Source organism: Kitasatospora sp. SC0581 (genome assembly GCF_048159585.1).
Classification (GTDB): Bacteria; Actinomycetota; Actinomycetes; order Streptomycetales; family Streptomycetaceae; genus Kitasatospora.
This window is the reverse complement of sequence record NZ_JBLRWA010000002.1, coordinates 604,937-623,732: the sequence shown is the minus strand read 5'-3', so window position 1 is coordinate 623,732 and position 18,796 is coordinate 604,937. Positions and strand designations below refer to the sequence as shown.

The 18,796-nt window shown below is 74.5% G+C and carries 17 protein-coding genes; 10 read left to right on the top strand and 7 right to left on the bottom strand.

Annotated elements, in window-relative coordinates:
• Positions 1-114 precede the first annotated feature (114 nt).
• A complete protein-coding gene (locus tag ACLWS4_RS05945; protein WP_416873520.1) occupies positions 115-1,605 on the top strand; it encodes an alpha/beta hydrolase in 1,491 nt (496 codons plus the stop codon).
• Between the two features lie 52 nt (positions 1,606-1,657).
• Here ACLWS4_RS05945 and ACLWS4_RS05940 read toward each other — a convergent pair whose 3' ends face one another.
• The gene (locus ACLWS4_RS05940) at positions 1,658-3,280 is read right to left on the bottom strand and encodes a hypothetical protein (protein WP_416873519.1); all 1,623 of its coding nucleotides are present in this window, start codon (positions 3,278-3,280) and stop codon (positions 1,658-1,660) included.
• A 389-nt stretch (positions 3,281-3,669) separates the two neighbouring features.
• Here ACLWS4_RS05940 and ACLWS4_RS05935 point away from each other — a divergent pair, with 389 nt between their 5' ends.
• The 4 genes from ACLWS4_RS05935 to pth all read left to right on the top strand — a co-directional run bounded on the left by ACLWS4_RS05935 (position 3,670) and on the right by pth (position 6,382).
• The gene (locus tag ACLWS4_RS05935; protein ID WP_074001015.1) at positions 3,670-4,137 is read left to right on the top strand and encodes a hypothetical protein; all 468 of its coding nucleotides are present in this window, start codon (positions 3,670-3,672) and stop codon (positions 4,135-4,137) included.
• A 101-nt stretch (positions 4,138-4,238) separates the two neighbouring features.
• The gene (locus ACLWS4_RS05930) at positions 4,239-4,904 is read left to right on the top strand and encodes a DUF3105 domain-containing protein (protein WP_074001014.1); all 666 of its coding nucleotides are present in this window, start codon (positions 4,239-4,241) and stop codon (positions 4,902-4,904) included.
• 35 nt (positions 4,905-4,939) lie between these two features.
• Positions 4,940-5,614, top strand: coding sequence for a DUF305 domain-containing protein (locus tag ACLWS4_RS05925; RefSeq protein WP_375874006.1), 675 nt, complete (start codon positions 4,940-4,942; stop codon positions 5,612-5,614).
• 177 nt (positions 5,615-5,791) lie between these two features.
• Positions 5,792-6,382, top strand: coding sequence for an aminoacyl-tRNA hydrolase (gene pth / locus ACLWS4_RS05920; protein ID WP_388043520.1), 591 nt, complete (start codon positions 5,792-5,794; stop codon positions 6,380-6,382).
• On the opposite strand, the gene ACLWS4_RS05915 is transcribed toward pth, so the two are convergent.
• Positions 6,379-7,875, bottom strand: coding sequence for an MFS transporter (locus ACLWS4_RS05915; protein ID WP_416873518.1), 1,497 nt, complete (start codon positions 7,873-7,875; stop codon positions 6,379-6,381). The two genes, pth and ACLWS4_RS05915, sit on opposite strands and share 4 nt — an antisense overlap.
• A 191-nt stretch (positions 7,876-8,066) precedes the next feature.
• Between ACLWS4_RS05915 and ACLWS4_RS05910 the strand changes: the two genes are divergently transcribed.
• A complete protein-coding gene (locus ACLWS4_RS05910) occupies positions 8,067-8,585 on the top strand; it encodes a MarR family winged helix-turn-helix transcriptional regulator (protein ID WP_416873517.1) in 519 nt (172 codons plus the stop codon).
• A 104-nt stretch (positions 8,586-8,689) separates the two neighbouring features.
• Complete coding sequence (locus ACLWS4_RS05905) at positions 8,690-9,199, top strand: GNAT family N-acetyltransferase (RefSeq protein WP_117487347.1); 510 nt, start codon at positions 8,690-8,692, stop codon at positions 9,197-9,199.
• A gap of 43 nt (positions 9,200-9,242) precedes the next feature.
• On the opposite strand, the gene ACLWS4_RS05900 is transcribed toward ACLWS4_RS05905, so the two are convergent.
• Together ACLWS4_RS05900 and ACLWS4_RS05895 are read right to left on the bottom strand one after the other, a co-directional pair.
• On the bottom strand, positions 9,243-9,752 hold the full coding sequence (locus ACLWS4_RS05900; RefSeq protein WP_049656108.1) for a methylated-DNA--[protein]-cysteine S-methyltransferase: 510 nt from the start codon (positions 9,750-9,752) through the stop codon (positions 9,243-9,245).
• Complete coding sequence (locus tag ACLWS4_RS05895) at positions 9,749-11,347, bottom strand: DNA-3-methyladenine glycosylase 2 family protein (protein WP_416873516.1); 1,599 nt, start codon at positions 11,345-11,347, stop codon at positions 9,749-9,751. The genes ACLWS4_RS05900 and ACLWS4_RS05895 overlap by 4 nt, the downstream gene beginning before the upstream one ends.
• Positions 11,348-11,792: 445 nt before the next feature.
• On the opposite strand from ACLWS4_RS05895, the gene ACLWS4_RS05890 reads away from it, so the two are divergent.
• Positions 11,793-12,251: an ASCH domain-containing protein gene (locus tag ACLWS4_RS05890; protein ID WP_117487350.1), complete on the top strand. Its 459-nt coding sequence runs from the start codon at positions 11,793-11,795 to the stop codon at positions 12,249-12,251.
• 59 nt (positions 12,252-12,310) lie between these two features.
• On the opposite strand, the gene rsgA is transcribed toward ACLWS4_RS05890, so the two are convergent.
• Both rsgA and ACLWS4_RS05880 read right to left on the bottom strand, forming a co-directional pair.
• Positions 12,311-13,444 carry a ribosome small subunit-dependent GTPase A gene (gene rsgA / locus ACLWS4_RS05885; RefSeq protein ID WP_074001009.1) on the bottom strand — a complete coding sequence of 378 codons (1,134 nt, stop codon included), beginning with the start codon at positions 13,442-13,444 and terminating at the stop codon, positions 12,311-12,313.
• A gap of 378 nt (positions 13,445-13,822) precedes the next feature.
• Positions 13,823-14,959, bottom strand: coding sequence for a cytochrome c oxidase assembly protein (locus tag ACLWS4_RS05880; RefSeq protein WP_416873515.1), 1,137 nt, complete (start codon positions 14,957-14,959; stop codon positions 13,823-13,825).
• A gap of 296 nt (positions 14,960-15,255) precedes the next feature.
• On the opposite strand from ACLWS4_RS05880, the gene ACLWS4_RS05875 reads away from it, so the two are divergent.
• A complete protein-coding gene (locus tag ACLWS4_RS05875) occupies positions 15,256-16,866 on the top strand; it encodes an FtsW/RodA/SpoVE family cell cycle protein (RefSeq protein ID WP_416873514.1) in 1,611 nt (536 codons plus the stop codon).
• Between the two features lie 120 nt (positions 16,867-16,986).
• Here the strand turns inward: ACLWS4_RS05875 and ACLWS4_RS05870 are convergent, their stop codons facing one another.
• On the bottom strand, positions 16,987-18,390 hold the full coding sequence (locus ACLWS4_RS05870) for a YihY/virulence factor BrkB family protein (protein WP_416873513.1): 1,404 nt from the start codon (positions 18,388-18,390) through the stop codon (positions 16,987-16,989).
• Between the two features lie 213 nt (positions 18,391-18,603).
• On the opposite strand from ACLWS4_RS05870, the gene ACLWS4_RS05865 reads away from it, so the two are divergent.
• Positions 18,604-18,687, top strand: a complete 84-nt coding sequence (locus tag ACLWS4_RS05865; protein WP_310593185.1) for a putative leader peptide — start codon at positions 18,604-18,606, stop codon at positions 18,685-18,687.
• Positions 18,688-18,796: the final 109 nt, after the last annotated feature.

Below are 18,796 nucleotides of genomic sequence, written 5' to 3'. Positions count from 1 at the left end.
TTCGGCTTCGGCTTCGGCTCAACCACCGGGTGGAGAACGGCGGGTGGAGAACCGGCCGCCGACCTCCACCCCCGCTCCGAAGCCGGGGCCGCCGAGCCGACCTACCGTCAGAGCATGACCGCGATCCTGCGCCGCACGGCCGCGACCGGTGGCCTGCTGCTCTCCCTCCTGCTCCTGCCCGCGGCCGTCGCCCCGCCGACGGCCGACGCCGACGCCGCGCCCACCGCCCTCCGTTGGGGGCCCTGCCCGGCCCCGACCCCCAACGCCAACGGCACGCCCTTCCCCCGCGACCCGCGCCAGCGGTGCACGACGCTGCGCGTCCCCCGCGACTACCGCCACCCCGGCGCCGGGACCCTCACGCTCACCGTCTCCCGGATCCGCACCGCCGACCCGGCCCACCGCCGCGGCGACCTCGTGGTGGTCCCCGGCGGACCGGGCGGCTCCGGCCTCGACTACCCCGGGGAGGCCACCTCCTTCCTGCCGCCCGACGTCCTGCGCTCCTACGACCTGATCGGCTTCGACGAGCGCGGCGTCGGCAACAGCACCCCCGTGCACTGCGACCTGCCCGCCGAGGAGCGCGCCGCCGAACTCAACTACCCCTTCCCCGCCCCCGACGGCTCGATCACCGCCAACCTCGACCTGGCCCGGCGGATCGCCGACGCCTGCGCCGCCGCGAGCGGCCCGTACCTCGCCGACATCACCACCGCCGACTCCGCCCGGGACCTCGACCGGATCCGGGCCGCCCTCGGCGTCCACCGGATCTCCTACCTGGGCTCCTCCTACGCCACCTACCTCGGCCAGGTCTACGCGAGCCTCTTCCCCACCCGCGCCGAGCACGTGGTGCTGGACAGCACGGTCGCCCCCGGCGGGGAGCAGCAGGCGATCGGCCTGTTCAGCGAGGGCACCGAGGAGGCCTTCCCGGCCCTCGCCCGGTACCTCGCCGCCCGCGACGACACCCTCCACCTGGGCGCCACCCCCGAAGCCGTACGGGCCGCCTACCTGCGGCTCGCCGAGGAGCTCGACCGCGCGCCGTTCGGCCTGCCCGACGGCCGGACCCTCACCGGCAACACCCTTCGGGCCGTCGTCTACGCCTCGCTCACCAAACCTCGCTACTACCCGCTGGCCGCCACGGTGCTGCGGATGGCCGCCACCCGCACCGCCCCGCCGCCGGGAGGCTCCCCCGGCAGCGGCCTCCCGTCGGTCATCCCGGACAACTTCGTCGCCGCCCAGTCCGCGGTGATCTGCGGCGACTCCGCCTGGCCCCGCGACCCCGCCGTCTACGCCGCCCGCACCGCGGCCGACCGGCAGCGCTACCCGCTCACCGCCGGCATGTCCGGCAACGTCTGGCCCTGCGCGTTCTGGCACTACCGCCCCGAGGAACCGCCGGTGCGCCCGAACCCGGACGGGCCGCGGAACATCCTGATGCTCCAGAACCGCTACGACGCCTCGACGCCGTACTCCGGGGCCCGTCAGGTCCGGTCGGCCTTCGGCCACCGGGCGGCGATGGTCACGGTGGACGCCACCGGGCACGGCGTCGACTTCACCGACCCCCGGATCCGCGACCCGCTCACCGCCTTCCTCCTCGACGGCCGGCTGCCGGCCTGACCGGCCCGGGACCGCACCCCGCCGCTCCGCATCCCGCCGCCGCCCTCCCCGGTCACTCGGTCCAGATGGCGGCGGCGGTGCGGTCGTCGGCGTAGCCCTTGGCGCGGACCTGGACCTGGCGGAGGAAGTCGACGGTGCCCGGGGGGTGCGGGTGGGTCCAGTGGGTGGAGAGGAAGTGGGCGACGGCCGGCTCGTCGGCGATGGGGCGGGCGAGACCGGGGGTGCAGAGCAGGAGGATGTCGCCCGGCGTCACGGGGACGAGCCGGAAGCGGAACGGGCGCGGACCGGGCACCGGGGCCTCGGGGACCGGCGGCTGGCCGTCCGGGTGGTGCAGCAGGCGGGCCGCGTAGGCGTCGATCCAGTGGCCGGAGCGCAGCAGGTAGAGCCCGCCCGGGCCGACGCCGAAGGCCGCCCGGTAGCCGGCCTCCGGGTCCAGCGACACCAGCAGGCAGTGCAGCAGCGCCGGGGACGGCGCGTCCTCCTCCTCCCGGGGCACCAGGGCGCGCAGCGGGGCGGCGGCACCGGTGGCGAGGCGCTGGAGGCCGTAGCGGAGCCGGTCGCGGGCGCCGGCGCGCAGGTCGGCTGCCAGGCCGGCCCGGCTGCGTCCGATCGCGGCCGCGAGCTGGTGGCACGCCTCCCCGGTGGCCGCCGCGACCGCCTCGGCGGTGAGCGCCTCCTCCTCGGGGCCGCCCGTACGGTCGAAGCCGCCGAGGACGGCGAGCAGCAGGCCGTCGGGGCCCTCGCCGAACCGGGTGACCAGCAGGGCGTCGCGGCGCGGCTCGCCCCGGTAGCGCGCGGAGTCACCCCGGACGGAGGCGGCGCGCAGCACGGACGGCCCGTACTGGGCGCCGTCCAGCACGGTGTCCGGTACGAGCGCGCGCAGTGCGCCCGGGTCCGCCTCGGGTACGGCCGTCGGCTCGGGTCCGTAGGTCGGCGGGCGCTCGCCGACGTGCGGGACGGCGGCGCCGCCGTCGGCGAGCGGTGCGCGGATGGCCAGGCGGGGATCGGGGACGGGCGCGGGGGCTTCCGGCTCCTCCGCCGTCTCCGGCTCGGCCGGCGCCTCGGCGACGACGGGCTCCGGCTCGGGCTCGGGCTCGGGCTCCGGCTCGGGCTCCGGTTCGGGCTCCGGTTCGGGGGCGGGCGGCGGGGTGGGCTTCTCCAGCGAGACCGGGTCCGGGATCGGTACGGTCTCCGGCTCAGGTACCGGCTCGGGCTCAGGTACCGGCTCCGGCTGTACCTCCGGCTCCGGCGCGGGCTTCGGCGCGTCCTCGGCGAAGGCGGGGGCCGGGACGTGGTGGGTCTCGGAGGAGGTCCGCTGTCGCCCGATCCCCTCCGCCCCGCCGATCACGCCGACCGCGGTGTCGAACCAGTCGTCGATGCTGTCCCGGTTGTCCGTGCTCTCCGACCCGTCAGGCTCCGTGGGAGCCCCGGCGTCGACCTCCGGCACAGCCGCCGCAGCCGCCACCTCCGGCTCCGGCTCCGGCCGCGCCTCCGGCTCCGCCGACCGCTGCTGCCCGATGAGCCCGACCGCCGTGTCGAACCAGTCGTCCACGCTGCCGTCCCCCGGGTCGGCGTGCGGGGTGTCCGGGAGGGTGCCCGCCGGACCGTCGTAGACGGCGTCCCACCAGCCGTCGTCCGGCCGGTGCGGCTGTGCCGGTGCACCCTGCTTGCTCATCTGGCGGCTCCTGGTCGTTCCGTGGTCGCGCCGCCCCCGGGCGGGCCGGGCTGACGACATTGTTCTCCACCCGCGAGGACCCTGTCCGGGTTTCGGCGACAACCGGTCACCCACCGGAAAGTCCCGGCCACCGCGCTCACCTGCCGGTTCGCGAGCCCGGTCCCGGGCGCGTCATCCATTCGTCCGCTTCCGTTCCGTCCGTGCTTGCCGGATGTGTCCGGAGCAGGGTGTTTCCTGGTCATCCGGGCGTTCGGGCCGCCGAAAATGGGGGCCGATGGGGGGCATCGCATCACTCGTTCGGCTGATTAAATGTGCGCATGACCGCGTCGGCCCCCAGTTCGCCCCGACCGGGGAGGGCCGCATCCGCGGGCCGCCCGGCAGGTGGGCTGTTGGTCCTGCTGCTCGTCGCGCTGCTGACGCTGCTGCCGTGCGCGGGCCAGGCGAAGGCGGTGGACGGCTCCGGCCATCCGACGGCGGCCGCGGCCCCGGCCGGCTCCGTCACGGTGGTCAGCGTGGTCAGCGTCCAGGTCGCCACCGGGCACGCGTCCTACACCGGCCGTGCCGCGAAGGTCGCCAAGTCCGCGAACCCCTCGGACCACCACCGGACGGCCGAGGAGCAGGGGCACTGGATCCTCTGCACCGCCGACGGCCAGCCGCCGCGCAACAACGGCTGCTCCAGCCACCCGTACTGCCCGCAGGACGCCCAGCTGCCGAACCCGCCGCCGCAGCCGCAGCCCGCCGTGTCACCGCTGACCCCGACCGCGCCCGACGCGCAGCCCCGGGTGGTGCCCGCCGGCCTGCTGGACGGCGCGCACCCGGTTCCCGACCTGCACGAACTCCAGGTCCACCGGTCCTGAGCGGAACCCACCGCCGGCGCAGCCGCCGACGGATCCGTCCCTCCTCTCACTCCACCTGACCGCCGCCACCGACCGGTGCGGCGGGGACAAGGACGACCACCATGGGTTCCTCCTCCAAGCAGTCCAACAAGCCCGGCGGCAAGCAGGACGGCCTCGACCGCCGTGCCCGGATCGCCGAGCTGCGCGCCGCCGAGCAGCGCCGCGACCGCCGCAACAAGATCGTCGCCTCGGTGGTGGCCGGTGTGCTGGTGGTCGGTGCGATCGCCACCGGCACCTGGATCGTCATGGACCAGAACCAGAAGAAGAAGGACAAGCAGGCCGCCGCCAACGCGGACATCCCGGGCGTGAAGACCTTCGGCGAGCTGAGCCGCACCCACGTCAAGGACAAGGTCACCTACCCGATGACCCCGCCGGTCGGCGGCGACCACAACGCCATCTGGGCGGACTGCATGGCCCACGTCTACGACCAGCCGCTCGAGAACGAGCGCGCCGTCCACTCGCTGGAGCACGGCGCGGTCTGGGTGACGTACAACAGCAAGGCCACCCCGGACGACATCAAGACCCTCTCCGACAAGGTCAAGAAGACCCCGTACTCGATGATGAGCCCGTACCCGGACGAGCAGGGCACCATCACCCTGAACGCCTGGAGCACCCAGCTGACCGTGGACAGCGCCAGCGACCCGCGGGTGGAGGAGTTCTTCACCAAGTACGTCCAGGGCAAGCAGACCCAGGAGCCGGGCGCCTCCTGCACCATGGGGCAGATGTGACCGCCGACGCGGACCGCCCGGATCGCCCGGACGACCTGGACGGTACGGAGGACGGCGCGGCCCCGCGCCGCCGCCGCCTGTGGTGGCCGGCCGCGCTGGCCGCCGCCGTGGCGCTGGCGCTCGGGGTGCCGGCCCTGGTGGCGAGCGGGACCTCGGCGTCCGGCTCCTCCACGCTGTCCGTCCCGGCCGACGACTCCCCCGAGGCCGGGTTCGCCCGCGACATGGCGACCCACCACCAGCAGGCGGTGGACCTGTCGTTCGTCGTCCGGGACCGCACCGCCGACGAGCCGACCCGCACCCTGGCCTTCGACATCATCAACACCCAGGCCAACCAGCGCGGGATGATGATGGGCTGGCTGGACCAGTGGGGGCTGTCCCAGCACTCGACCGCCACGCCGATGGCGTGGATGAAGATGGGCCACGACTACCAGGCCCACGACGGTTCGCTGATGCCCGGCATGGCCACCAACACCCAGATCGCGAAGCTGCGCACGCTCAGCGGGCGGGACGCCGAGGTGTTCTACCTCCAGCTGATGATCGAGCACCACAAGGGCGGCGTCGAGATGGCCCAGGGCTATGTCGACAAGGCCCGGAACGACACCGAGAAGCGGCTGGCGCAGTCGATGGTGGTCGCCCAGACCTCCGAGCTCCAGCTGATGACCGACATGCTCAAGGAGCGCGGCGCCGAACCCGGCGTGCCCGCCTCCTGAGCGGTCGCCCCGCTCGGCCTGTCCGGTCTCTTCCAGCTGTTCCACCTGTTCCGCGTTCCGCGCGTTCCCCGGACGGCCGGGGCGCCGGCGGGGACGGTCCCGTACCGTCCCGGCCGCGCCCCGGCCGTCCGCCGTTCTTCCCCGCCCCCTTCAGAACCCCCTTCGGAGCACCCCCGCATGACCCCCGACGCCCCCTGGCTGATCGCCGGACTCGGCAACCCCGGCCCCTGGTTCCGGCTCACCCGCCACAACGCGGGCTTCCTCGCCGTGGACCGGCTCGCCGAACGGCACGGCGCCCGCTTCCGCCGGAGCGGGCTCGCCGGCCTGACCGCCGAGATCGGCATCGACGGCCACCGGGTGCTGCTGGCCAAGCCGCTGTGGTGGTCCATCAACCTGTCCGGACGCCCGGTGGCCGCGCTGCTGCGCCGCCACGGCGTCCCGGTCGAACGGCTGGTGGTCGTGCAGGACGACCTGGACTTCCCCTTCGGCTCCGCCCGGCTCAAGCGCGGCGGCGGCCCCGGCGGCCACAACGGCGTGCGCTCGGTGGGCGAGGTGCTCGGCACCCGGGACTTCGTCCGGCTGCGGTTCGGCATCGGCCGCCCCCCGAAGGGCCAGAGCGTCGGGGACTTCGTGCTGAAGAAGTTCTCGGAGGAGGAACTGGCCGCCATGCCCGGCGAGTTGGACCGCTGCGCGGACGCCCTGGAGACCCTGGTCCGGCGCGGCCTCAACCGCGCCCAGGACACCCTGAACGCCCGTACGGACGCCTAGGGTCCGGTCCTTCGGGTGCGGACGGGCCGGGTGAGCAGCGCGGCGGCGGCCGCGACGGCGGCGAGGGCGAGCAGCACCGTCCGCCCACCGGACGCGGCGCCCGCCAGGTGGACACCGAGGACGGACAGCGCCATGCCGAGCGCCGTACCGAGGCTGCGGGCCATGTTCACCATGCCGCCGCCGACCGCCGAGCACTGGGCCGGGATCGCCCGCATCACCAGGGCGTTGTTGGCGGGCAGCAGCAGGCCCAGCCCGTAACCGGCGACCAGCAGCGGGAACGCCACCGCGTCCGAGGCCGGCAGCAGGGCGAACAGCAGCAGCCCGACGGCCGTGAGCAGCGCGCCGAAGCGGCACCTGGTCACGTCCGACCAGCCCCGGGGCAGCCACCCGCCGCCGACCGTCGCGGCGAAGGCGAACGCGGCGGGCAGCAGGGTGACCACCAGGCCCGCGTGGGCCGTCGACACGCCCGCGCCGGTGAGCAGCACCGGGCCCAGCACCAGCGGGCAGAACAGCAGCAGGTAGCCGATCAGCGCCACCACCAGGCCGGAGCGCACGCCCGGGGTGTTGACCAGCCCGGGCGCCAGGATCGGCCGGGCGGCCCGCCGCTCCTGGCGCACCAGCGCCAGGGCCAGGACGGCGGAGGCGAGCAGCAGGGCGGCCACCGCCCAGCCGGGCAGGGGCAGTCCGGAGGCGGTGGACAGGGCGAGCAGCAGCGTGGTGGTCGCCCCGGTGAGCAGCAGCAGGCCGGGGAGGTCGAAGCGGACGGCCTCGCGGGAGGCGGTCCGGTGGGCGGCTGTCCCGTGGGCGCCGGCCTGGTCCTCGCGGGGGCCCGGTACGGCGGCCGGGGCATCGGTCGGGGCGCCGGTCGTCCGGGTGCGGGGCAGCAGGTACCAGCCGGCCAGGATGCCGAACACCGCGATCGGCACGTTGACCCAGAAAACCCAGCGCCACGAGGCGTGTTCGACCAGCATCCCGCCGAGGATGGGCCCGAGCGCCAGGCCGAGGCCCTGGGCGGAGGCCTGGATGCCGAGCGCGCGCCGCATCGCGTGCCCGGGGACGCCGCGCGCGACCAGGGCGACGCTGTTGGCCTGCATCATCGCGGCGCCGACCGCCTGGACTGCGCGGAGGCCGACCAGGACCCAGAGGCCGCCGGCGAATCCGGCGCCCAGCGAGGAGAGGCCGAAGACCGCGAAGCCGCCGATGTACATCGTCTTGCGGCCGACCAGGTCGGAGAGCCAGCCGATCGGGGCCAGCAGGGCGACCAGGACCAGCAGGTAGGCCAGGGCAACCCACTCGACGGCGGCGAAGCCCGCGCCGAAGTGGCGGCCGAGGGCGGGGAAGACCAGGGCGATGACGCTGGCGTCGAGCTGGCCGAGGAAGGCTCCGAGACAGACCGTGCCGACGGCGAGCCAGTGGGCGTGGCGCCAGCCGGCTATGCCACGCGGCCGGGGCCGCTCGGTGAGCAGCCTCGTGGCAAGGGCAGTGGCATTCATGACACGAATATATCGGATACAGATATGTTCTTTCTACGAGCAGCTCGCTCTGCGACAGGAGACGTCCCACGGTACGGACGGTGCCGGAGGGACCCCCGCCGCGAGGCCCGCAACAGAGCCGCAACACAGTGCGACCCCGAGGCCCGAACCGGCCGCCGAACCGCCCCGTACCAGGCGATACGCTGTCCGCCATGCCGTCGTCACCACACGTTCCCGACCCCGCCACCGGAAGTCCCGACCCGGCGGTCGAGCACGCCCGGCGGCTGACCGACACCGTCACCCGGCTGCGCCGCGCGCTGCGCAGCAGCATCCGCACCGACTACCCGTGGGAGTCCCTGCCGATGGCGCAGGTCGAACTCCTCCAGACCCTGGCCGCCGCACCGCTGCGGGTCGGCGAACTGGCCGCGCGACAGCGGCTCGCGCCCAACACCGTCAGCGGACTGGTCGGCAAGCTGCTCGACGCCGGCTTCGTCGACCGCCAGGCCGACCCCGGCGACCGCCGCACCGCCCGGATCGCCCTCACCCCGGCCGGGCGCCGACAGCTGGACGACTGGCAGCACGCCCACGAACGCCGGATCGCCGCCGCGTTCGGCACCCTCGACCCGGCCGACCGCACGGCGGTCGTCGACGCGCTGCCCGCGCTGGAACAGCTCGCCCGCGCCCTCGCCCAGCCGGGCACCGGGCCCGAGCAGGGGCCCGCCGCCGGCTAGGAAGCCACCGACGGGAAACCGGCCTGCGGGAAACCGCCCTGCGGGAAGCCGGCCGGCCGGAAATCACTGGTCGCCGGGGCCCGTCCGGCGCTACCGTCCCCGGCATGACCACCGCGGACGTACGCATCGAGCCCTGGACGGACGACGACCTCGCACTGCTGCGCCGGGTCAACACACCGGAGATGAAGAAGCACGTCGGCGGGCCGGAGAGCGAGGAGCGGCTGCTCGTACGGCACCGGCGCTACCTGGACTTCGTCCCGTCCGGGCTCGGCTGCATGTACCGGATCGTGCTGCTGCCCGAGGGCGAGGCGGTCGGGACGGTCGGCTACGGCACCCGGACGTGGGAGGGCCGGACCGTCCACGAGATGGGGTGGAACGTGCTGCCCGGCTTCCAGGGCCGGGGCATCGCGGTTGCCGCCACCCGCGCGGCGGTCGCGGCCGCCCGCCGCGAGGCCGCGCACCCCCACCTCCACGCCTTCCCCTCGGTGGACAACCCCGCCTCCAACGCGGTCTGCGCGAAGGCGGGGTTCACACTGCTCGGCGAGACGGACTTCGAGTTCCCGCCCGGGCGGTTCATGCGGAGCAACAACTGGCGGGTGGACCTTCGGAGTTGAGCCCTCGGGGTCTACTGGGGCAGGGGCCCTGGGGCGTCGGCGGTCAGAACAGGGTGCCGCCCTCCAGGTCCAGCAGCCAGCGCTTGCGGTCCACTCCGGCGGCGAAGCCGGTGAGCGCGCCACCGGCGCCGAGCACCCGGTGGCAGGGCCTGACGATCAGCAGCGGGTTGGCGCCCACCGCGCCACCGACCGCGCGGACCATGCGCGGCTCCTGCCCGGCCAGCTCGGCGAGTTCGCCGTAGGTGACGGTGGTGCCGTACGGGATCTCGTCCAGCGCGGCCCAGATCCTGCGGCGGAACTCGGTGCCCTCCGGCGCGAGCGGGAGGTCGAAGCCGGTGCGCTTGCCGGCGAAGTAGTCGGTCAGCTGGGCGACCGGCTCGGCGAGCGCCTCGGGGTCGCGCACCCAGTCGTCGGCGGGCTCGGCCAGCGCGTACTTCTGGCCGGGCACGGTGACGGTGGCCAGCGCGGCCGGTCCGCCGTCCTCCGGCAGCACCCCGCTGAGCAGCAGCCGGCCGAAGGGGCTCTCCATGGTGGTGTAGACGGTGGTGCTCATGCTCGTCCGATCTCCGTTCCGGTGCTGGTGCTACTGGTGTCGCTGGTACTGATGCTGGTGCTCATGTCGGTGTCGGTCCCGGTGTCGGTGTCGGTGCCTGCGGGGCCGGTGGTCGCGGGGCCGGCCCACAGCCGGTGGACGGCGTAGGAGCGCCACGGGGCCCAGGACTCGGCGGCGCGGGCGGCGGACTTCGGATCCCCGGCGGCACCGAGGCGGAGCAGGCCGTGCTTGACGCCCACGTCGCTCGGGAGGAAGACATCGGGGTCGGCCAGGGCCCGCATCCGCAGGTAGCCGACCGTCCAGGGGCCGATGCCGGGCAGGTCCAGCAGGCCGGCCGCGGCCTCCTCGCGGTCGACCCCGCTGTCGAGCCGGACCGTGCCCTCGGACAGCGCGCCGCACAGGCCGATGAGCGCGCGACGGCGGGCGGCGGGCATCGCGAAGTCCTCCGGATCGGCGGCGGCCAGGGCCGCCGCGGTCGGGAAGAGCAGGCGCAGGCCACCACTGGGCTCGGGCAGCGCGGTGCCGTACTTCTCGGCGAGCCGTCCCGCCAGGGTACGGGCGGCGACGACGGTGATCTGCTGGCCGAGAACGGCGCGGACGGCGAGCTCGTGCGGGTCCACGTGACCGGGCGAGCGCAGCCCGGGGCGCTCGCGGACCAGCGGGCCGAGCAACGAGTCGGCGCCGAGCTGCTCGTCGACCGCGAGCGGGTCGGCGTCCAGGTCGAAGAGGATGCGCAGGCGCTGGACGGCGGTCGGCAGGTCGCGCAGGTCGGCGAGCAGCAGGCGGCAGTCCAGCCAGCCCCGGGTGGGCGGCTCGCCCGGCGCCAGGCCCTCGACCTCGGCGATGCCGTGGCCGTACGGGAGTGCGAGGGTGCGACGGTACACGCGCACGCCGGGGCGCGCGCCGGGGACGACCTCCTCCACGCCGGGGACGGCGCGCAGGGCGAGGAAGTCGATCAGGTGCTCGCTGTCCAGCGCACCGCGGTAGGCCAGGCGCAGGGTGAGACCGCCGGCCGGAGTCGCGATGCGGCGACCGGCGGCGACCTCGGCGCGCAGGCCGCTGGGGGTGCGGTCGTAGACCTCGCGCACGGTGTCGTTGAACTGGCGGACGGAGGCGAAGCCGGCCGCGAACGCGATGTCGGTGACGGGCAGTTCGGTGGTCTGGAGGAGCAGGCGGGCGGTCTGCGCGCGACGGGCGCGGGCCAGCGCGATCGGGCCGGCGCCCAGCTCGGCGGTCAGCTGGCGCTGCAGCTGGCGGGAGCTGTAGCCGAGGCGGTCGGCCAGGCCGGCCACGCCCTCGCGGTCCACCACGCCGTCGCCGATCAGGCGCATCGCCCGGCCGACCAGGTCGGCGCGCTGGTTCCACTCGGGCGAGCCCGGCACGGAGTCGGGGCGGCAGCGGCGGCAGGCACGGAAGCCCGCCCCCTGGGCGGCCGCGGCACTGGGGTAGAAGACGCAGTTGACCCGCTTGGGGGTCACGGCGGGGCAGCTCGGACGGCAGTAGATGCCGGTGGAGGTGACCGCCGTGAAGAAGACCCCGTCGAAGCGGGAGTCGCGGCTGTCCACGGCTCGGTACCGGATGTCGTCGTCGATCACGTTGTCCAGTTTGCGGCACTGGGCGGGGGGGTGACTGGCGGGAATCGGACATCACCGTTGATCGTCGCCGATCCCTGCTTCGGGGGCCCTCCCCCTCCCCCCGCCCCCACCCTCCCCACCACCTCACCCCATGGCCCATCGGCCCATGGCGCCTTGGCCCGGAGGCCTGCCGGCCCGCCCATTCGCCGGCCCGTGCCCGAGACCACCCGCACGGCACGGCACCCCTGCAAGCCCCGGGCCTGGGCACCTGGCACCTGACACCTGGGCTCCGGGCGCCAGGCACCGGGCACCTGTCACCTGGGCTCCGGGCGCCAGCGGCCGGGCACCGGGAGCCTGGGCTCCTAGGCTCCTGGCCCCCGGGCTCCAGCGGCCGGGCACCGGGCGCCGAGAGCCCCGGGCCCGAAATTCGCGGGCCCGCCAGCCGTCCCGCCGTTACCCTCGCGGCATGAGCGAGCAGCACTCCTACACCGGTCCGGACGACCCGCGCGTCGTCGCCCTGCCTCCGGCCGAGTTCGCGTTCCCCGGCCCGCTGCGGGACCAGCTGGTCGCGGCGATCCTCGACGGCGCCAAGACCAGCACCACCGGCCTGGTCGCCGACTACGACCACGAGGGCGAGCCCCTGCCGCTGCCCGGTGAGCTCTCCGCGGTCCTCGACTCGGACGGCCGCAGGGTCGCCGTGATCGAGACCACGGACGTCCGGGTGGTCCCGCTCGCGGAGGTCGACCTCCAGCACGCCCTGGACGAGGGCGAGGGGTGCACCAGCGTGGCCGAGTGGCGTGCGGTGCACGAGCGGTTCTGGCGCAGTCCGGAGATGCTCGACGCCCTCGACGACCCGGGTTTCACCGTGGACGACAGCACTCCGGTGGTCCTGCAGAGCTTCCGCCTGGCGGCCGACCTCCGCTGAACCGGGTGGGCCCGGCGGAGGCCGGCGGCCGCGGCGCGACGGCCGGCCGGTGCCGGGGTTCAGCGCTTCACCGGACCTCCCGCGGCTCGCATCGACTTGTTGATCGTCTTCCACTTCTTCAGCCGCGCCTTGGCCACCCGGGCGTCCGACCGCGAGGCGATCCACTCGTTCTCGCGCTGGAGCTTGAGGTAACTGTCCATCCGGCGCTGCGGCAGGGTGCCGTCGGCCAGCGCCGCCCGCACCGCGCAGCCGGGCTCGGTGTGGTGGCCGCAGTCGTGGAAGCGGCAGTCCTCGGCCAGCTCGGCTATGTCGGCGAAGGCCAGGTCCACGCCCTCGCCACCGTAGAGGCCGACTTCGCGCAGCCCGGGGGTGTCGATCAGCACGCCCCCGCCGGGCAGCGGGATCAGCTCGCGGGTGGTCGTGGTGTGGCGGCCCTTCTGGTCGACCTCGCGGGCCTCCTGGACGGTCATCACCACGGAGCCGGCCAGGGCGTTGGTGAGCGTGGACTTGCCGACACCGGACTGGCCGATCACCGCGGTGGTGCCGGGGGTGCAGGCGCGGAGCACGTCCATGCCCTCGCCGGTCTCGGCGCTCACCACGACCACCGTGACCCCGGGGGCGACCGCCTCGACGTCGGCCCGGATGAAGTCGGCGTCGTCGACGAGGTCGGCCTTGGTGAGGACGACCAGCGGATCGGCGCCGGACTCCCAGGCCAGGGCGAGGAAGCGCTCGATCCGGCCGAGGTCGGGATCGGTCGCGAGGGAGGAGGCGATCAGCACGGTGTCGACGTTGGCGGCCAGCACCTGGCCGTCGGAGCGCTTGCCGGCCACCTTGCGGATGATCGCGGTGGAGCGCGGCAGCAGCGCGGCGACGGAGGCCATCGGCTGGGCGTACAGGTCGACCGCCGCCCAGTCGCCCGTGCACGGGCAGTTGATCATGTCGGCGTCGCCCACCGGCCGGGTGTCGAACCGGACGGTGCGCGGCTCGCCCGTCTCCGGGTCGGCGATGACGGCATCGCACTGGCCGCGGTCGACCCGGACGATCCGCGCCGGGAGCAGCCCGGCCTCGCCGAACGGGGTGAACAGCTCCGCGAGCTCGGCCGTCCAGCCGTAGCCGGTCAGCCCGGAGGCGTCAGCGGAGGTCGAGGAAGAAGAGGAGGAAGAGAACGACGGAACGGAGGCAGCGTTGAACAACGCAGTGGCCCTTCGGGAGGAGATGTCCCGGCGGGCTACGGCTGGCGTGAAGGGCTCAGCCGGCGGCCGGGAAAAGGAGGTGAACGCGAGTGCTGCCCTGGGCAGCTATCGGGGCGACAACGACCACGGGGTTCACCTCCTGCTCTCTACTCCTCGGGCGGCCCAATGGCCCCCGAACCGGATGTGTCACACGCTAGCGGAGCGGGGGATCCCGGCCAACCTATTTTTGACCTGCGGAAATGCGGGAAAGAGGCCGTCGGGAAGGCATCGAAGGGCCACAATTGGCCCGCCGCAAACAGCCGCTCGGCCACCCCTGCCAGACCCGGCCACCCCGCCAGGCCCGGCCACCCGCCACCAGACACCCGCCCCCGCCGCGCCCTACCCCCCGTACCGGTGCTTGAGGTTCGGGTCGTCCAGCCACCACGGCCGCATCCCGGTCTCCTCTTCCTCCGGCTGCCCCGTCTCCCGCGCCCGCTCGGCCGCCGCCGCGAAGCGGGCGTCCAGCTCGGCGTCCACCGCCTCGGTCTCCTCCCGCCCCTGCACCACCATCCGCCGCACCAGCGCGGCCAGGAACGGCAGCCCGACCAGGTCCCCCAGCACCCAGAACGCGTTGCCGCCCCAGGTCTGGTCCTGCGCCAGGCTCGGCCCCCACGGCCGCCCGAGCGCCAGGTAGTAGTGCTCGGCGACCAGGTGCCCGCCGTAGATCAGCACGATCCCGAGCCCCGCGTCGAAGATCACCTCGGCGAAGGTGATGAACAGCCCGACCAGGTGCGGGTACTCGTGCCCGACCGGGTCGAGCTGCAGGCGCGGCCAGAAGTACGCGAGGCCGAGCAGCACCAGCGCCAGGTGCAGCACCACGTTCCCGAGCCCGCTGGACACCGACCACTCGTACCAGGGCGTGAAGTAGAGCAGCCACGGCGGCGCCATCAGCAGCGCGGTGGAGACCGCCGGGAACATCAGCACCTTGGACGGCCGGCTGCGCAGCGCCCGCAGGACGCGCTCCCGCCGGGCCGCCGGTGCCGCCTCGACCAGCAGCGAGACCGGCGCGCCGAGCGCCAGCAGCAGCGGGACGACCATCAGCAGCAGCACGACCTGCACGGCCCGGTCGGTGAAGAGGATCCGGTCGTACACGCCGAGGCCGGAGCAGGTGCACCAGATCCACAGCAGCAGCCCGCCGAGGAACGCGGCGGTACGGGTGGGCTGCCAGCGCCCGCCGGCGGACCCGGCCCCGACCCCGACCCCGGAACCAGCCCCACTCCCGCTCCCGGCCCCGGCGGCCCGGTTGACGCGGCGCACCGCCGCCAGGTACCAGGCGCCGAACAGCACCGACAGCGCGAGCACCAGCGGCTCGGCCGTCCAGGAGGTCGCCAGGTCGGACCACTGCCACGGCGGCGGGCCACTGTAGGCGAGCACCGAGGCGGGACCGCCCACCGGACCGCCCGCCGGGCCGCCCATCAGGCCGCCCACCGGAGCACCCATCGCGCCGTCCAGCACCGCGCCCATCCGCCCGCTCACCTCGCTCGTCCCGGTGGTCCCCGCCTGTCGCGAATCCCATCGGTCGGGACCCGCCGATCGGGAACCCGACACCGGAGCACCCCGGCGCCCGGCCATGATGTCCCTCTGCCGCGCCCCCGCCGCACCCGGGGCCCGCCTCTATACCCGGGCCTGAACAAAGCTTTACCAAGCCCCAACAAAGCTTTGCCCAGGCAAAGTTCTGCCCTCCGTCCCCTCTTTTCCGCAACCGCGGGCGAAGACACAAACGTCTGGCAGGATGCCCCGTCGGCGAGACCCGCCACGTGGCCGACAAGGGGATGACAAGGGTGCGAACCACTGCACGCGGCGACGGCCGCCGGCTGGCGGCGCGCCACCGCAACATCGAACTGGGCCTTCTGGCCCTCGCGGTGGCCGTCTGTCTGGCGGGACACATCGACGCCGACCTGGCGCTCACCGGCAGGATGCCGCCCGGGCTGCTGGTGCACGGCCTGTCGCTGGGCGCGCTGGCCGGGGCGGCCCACCTGGCGGTGCGCCGGTTCGCGCCGTACGCCGATCCGCTGATCCTGCCGCTGGGCGTCTTCCTGACCGGCTTCGGGCTGGTGCTGCTGGACCGGCTGGACTTCAGCTACAAGGCCGCGCACGCCGCCAAGGGCGACTACCAGAAGCTCCCGGCGGCGCCCTCCCAGCTGATGTGGGTGTTCATCTCGGTGGCGGCGGCGCTCGCGCTGATCGTCTTCGTCAAGCACCACCGCTTCTTCCAGCGCTACGTCTACCTGCTGATGGCGGGTGCGCTGATCCTGCTGGCCGCGCCGGTGCTCTCCCCCGGCGACAGCTTCGGCGCCAAGCGCTGGATCCGGCTGTTCGGGCTCTCCTTCGAGCCGGACGAGTTCGTGAAGGTCGCGATCACGATCTTCTTCGCGGGGTACCTGATGGCCTCCCGGGACGCGCTGGCGCTGGCCGGGCGGAAGGTCTGGGGGCTGACCCTGCCGCGCGGCCGGCACGCCGGCCCGGTGCTGGCGATCTGGGTGGTCAGCCTGCTGGTGCTGATCTTCGAACGCGACCTGGGCACCTCGCTGATCTTCTTCGGCGTCTTCATCGTCATGCTGTACGTGGCGACCGAGCGCACCAGCTGGGTGGTGCTCGGCCTGCTGATGGCGGTCGGCGGCGCGGCAGTGGTCGGGACGGTGGAGCCCCATGTGCACGGCCGCGTCGAGGCCTGGCTGCACCCGCTCGACTACTACAAGCCGGTGCACGACATGGCGATCTCCGAGCAGCCCGCCGAGGCGCTGTTCAGCCTGGGCACCGGGGGCATGACCGGGACCGGCCTGGGCTCGGGACGGCCCTGGCTGATCGGCTTCGCCGGGCGCAGCGACTTCATCTTCACCACCATCGGCGAGGAGCTGGGCCTGGCCGGGGTGACGGCGATCCTGCTGGTCTACGTGCTGCTGGTCCAGCGCGGCCTGCGCACCGCGATCGGCCTGACCGACCCGTTCGGCAAGCTGCTGGCCACCGGTCTGTCGGCGGCGCTGGCGCTCCAGGTGTTCGTGGTGGTCGGCGGGGTGAGCGGGCTGGTCCCGCTGACCGGCAAGGCGCTGCCGTTCCTGGCCGCCGGCGGTTCGTCGCTGCTGGCGAACTGGCTGATGGTGGCGCTGCTGATCAAGCTGAGCGACTCCTCCGGGCGCACCGCCCTGGACCCGGCCCAGCCCTCCCCCGAGCCGCTCCCGGCCCAGGCCCGCCCGACCGAGCCGTCCACGCCCGGCCCGTACGGCCCCACCGACCCCGACGCCCCGCACGACCCGTCAGCCCAGCGCCCGACGGACCCGACCCCAGCGGGACCGCTCTCCTCCACCCCCGGCGCCGCCGACCCCTCCGCCCCGACCGAGCTGCGCCCCGCGTACGGCCACCCGCCGAACCCGTCCGCCCCCTGACCCACCGCCCGACCCACCGCCGGCCCACGACGCACCCGCGGCGCACCCCACGCCCCGACGCACCGGGGCCTCCCCCGCACCCGCGGGAGAGGCCCTGCCGTCACCGTCCGTCCGCCCCGCCTACCGCTGTTCCCACGGCGGCCGGGGCGGCCTCGGCGGGTACCCCGGCACCTGCTGCCCGGGCGGCACCGGCCCCAGCCCCGGCCCGGACGGCGCCCCCGGCCCAGGCCCTGGCCCAGGCCCAGCGCCCGGCCCCGGCTGCCCCGCCCCCGCCCCCGTCCCGCCCGCCTGCGGCGGCCCGGCCGGCCGGTCGCTGTCCGGCGGCGGCGGCCCGGGCCGGTGGTGCGGCCCGCCGCGGGCGGTGAGCCGGCCGCGCACGTTGTCGGCGGCCAGCACGTCGGCCCACCGCTCCGGGTACTCGGAGGGCACGTCCTCGCCCTCGTCCTCGCCCCACTCCTCCTCGACGCCCTCGGCGAGCCCGAGCTCGCGGGCGCGCCGGGCCCGTTCGGCGGCCCGCCGGGCGGCGACCTCGCGGACCACGGCGGCGGCGGCCTCCTCGTGGGCGCGCTCGTTCTCGGCGCGCGCGTCGGCGGTCTCCAGGGTGGGCCAGCGGCGGTCTATCGCGGCGTTCATCGCGGCGCCGATGAGCACCGCGAGCGCCACCACGAAGATCCACAGCAGGACGGCCACCGGCGCCGCCAGCGAGCCGTACACCGAGGGGCCCTCGACCGAGCTGACCAGGTAGACCCGCAGGCCGACGCTGCAGAAGACCAGCACCACCAGGGCGACCAGGGCGCCGGGGATGTCCTCGCGCCACGGGGTCGAGACCGGGACGGCCAGGTGGTAGAGGGTGGTCAGCGAGACGGTCAGCAGCACGATGGCGACCGGCCAGTAGAGCGCGCCGACCAGCCCGGACACCCCCGGTACGGCGTTCTCCAGCAGTCCCGGACCGACCATCAGCAGCGGCAGCACCAGCGAGCCGATCACCAGGGCGCCGAAGTAGAGGCTGAGCGACATCAGCCGGGTCTTGACGATGCCCCGCTTGCCGTCGAGCCCGTACATGACGGTGATGGTGTCGATGAAGATGTAGAGGGCCCTGGAGCCGGACCACAGGGACAGCAGGAAGCCGATCGAGACGAGGTCGGGCCGGGTGCGGTCGAACACCCCGTCCAGCAGCGGGACCACGACCTCGTTGACGGAGGAGTCCGACAGCACCGTCCCGGAGGCCGAGAGGATGCTCTTCTTGAGCCCGGCGATGGTGCCCGCGCCGACGAACTCGTCGAGGTAGCCGAGGGTGCCGGCCAGCCCGAGCAGCAGCGGCGGGATCGACAGCAGGGTGAAGAAGGCCGCCTCCGCGGCGAGCCCGGTGACCCGGTACTCGACGCAGGTGTTGGTGGTGTCCCTGATCAGTTCCCACGCCGTGCGGCGCCAGGTGGCCTGTTTGGCCGCGCGCCGGGAGCCCTTGCCCCGCCGCCGGGAGGGCCGCTCGGCGTTCGCTCTGCTCGTATCGCCTGCTGCTTGCACAGGGCCAACCGTATCGGGCCGGGGCCCGGCGGTTGATCTCCCCGGGGGTACGGGCGCGTGGCCGGGCGGGGTGGGGGCGCGTCGCCGGACGCGTCGCCGGACGTCCGGGCGGGGAGCGGCGGGAACATCCGGATGTCCCACATGACGAAACCTCAGAGTCCAGTATCTGGATGTTAGTGGACCGCGAGTCCCGCGCCGTGCGAATCTCTTGCCATGCCTAGCGCCGGAACCACCCTAGTAGGTCGACTCCACGTCGATCTCCTTCGCGTGTCCAGCGCCATCTGTCCGGTGACCTGAGCCCCCCGTCTCCGCCGCACCACCGCACCCGGCGCCGACCTTCCCGCCATCCCCGCCGCAGCGGATGCGCAGGCGCCCGCCCGGTCCCGGCCACCGCCCTCAAGACCTT

Coding starts and splice junctions, on each gene's coding strand:
- pth (WP_388043520.1), top strand. CDS start 5,792: ATGACCCCCGACGCCCCCTGGCTGATCGCCGGACTCGGCAACCCCGGC.
- ACLWS4_RS05900 (WP_049656108.1), bottom strand. CDS start 9,752: ATGAGCACCACCGTCTACACCACCATGGAGAGCCCCTTCGGCCGGCTG.
- ACLWS4_RS05940 (WP_416873519.1), bottom strand. CDS start 3,280: ATGAGCAAGCAGGGTGCACCGGCACAGCCGCACCGGCCGGACGACGGC.
- ACLWS4_RS05915 (WP_416873518.1), bottom strand. CDS start 7,875: ATGAATGCCACTGCCCTTGCCACGAGGCTGCTCACCGAGCGGCCCCGG.
- ACLWS4_RS05905 (WP_117487347.1), top strand. CDS start 8,690: ATGACCACCGCGGACGTACGCATCGAGCCCTGGACGGACGACGACCTC.
- ACLWS4_RS05945 (WP_416873520.1), top strand. CDS start 115: ATGACCGCGATCCTGCGCCGCACGGCCGCGACCGGTGGCCTGCTGCTC.
- ACLWS4_RS05875 (WP_416873514.1), top strand. CDS start 15,256: ATGACAAGGGTGCGAACCACTGCACGCGGCGACGGCCGCCGGCTGGCG.
- ACLWS4_RS05865 (WP_310593185.1), top strand. CDS start 18,604: ATGCCTAGCGCCGGAACCACCCTAGTAGGTCGACTCCACGTCGATCTC.
- ACLWS4_RS05930 (WP_074001014.1), top strand. CDS start 4,239: ATGGGTTCCTCCTCCAAGCAGTCCAACAAGCCCGGCGGCAAGCAGGAC.
- ACLWS4_RS05890 (WP_117487350.1), top strand. CDS start 11,793: ATGAGCGAGCAGCACTCCTACACCGGTCCGGACGACCCGCGCGTCGTC.
- ACLWS4_RS05910 (WP_416873517.1), top strand. CDS start 8,067: ATGCCGTCGTCACCACACGTTCCCGACCCCGCCACCGGAAGTCCCGAC.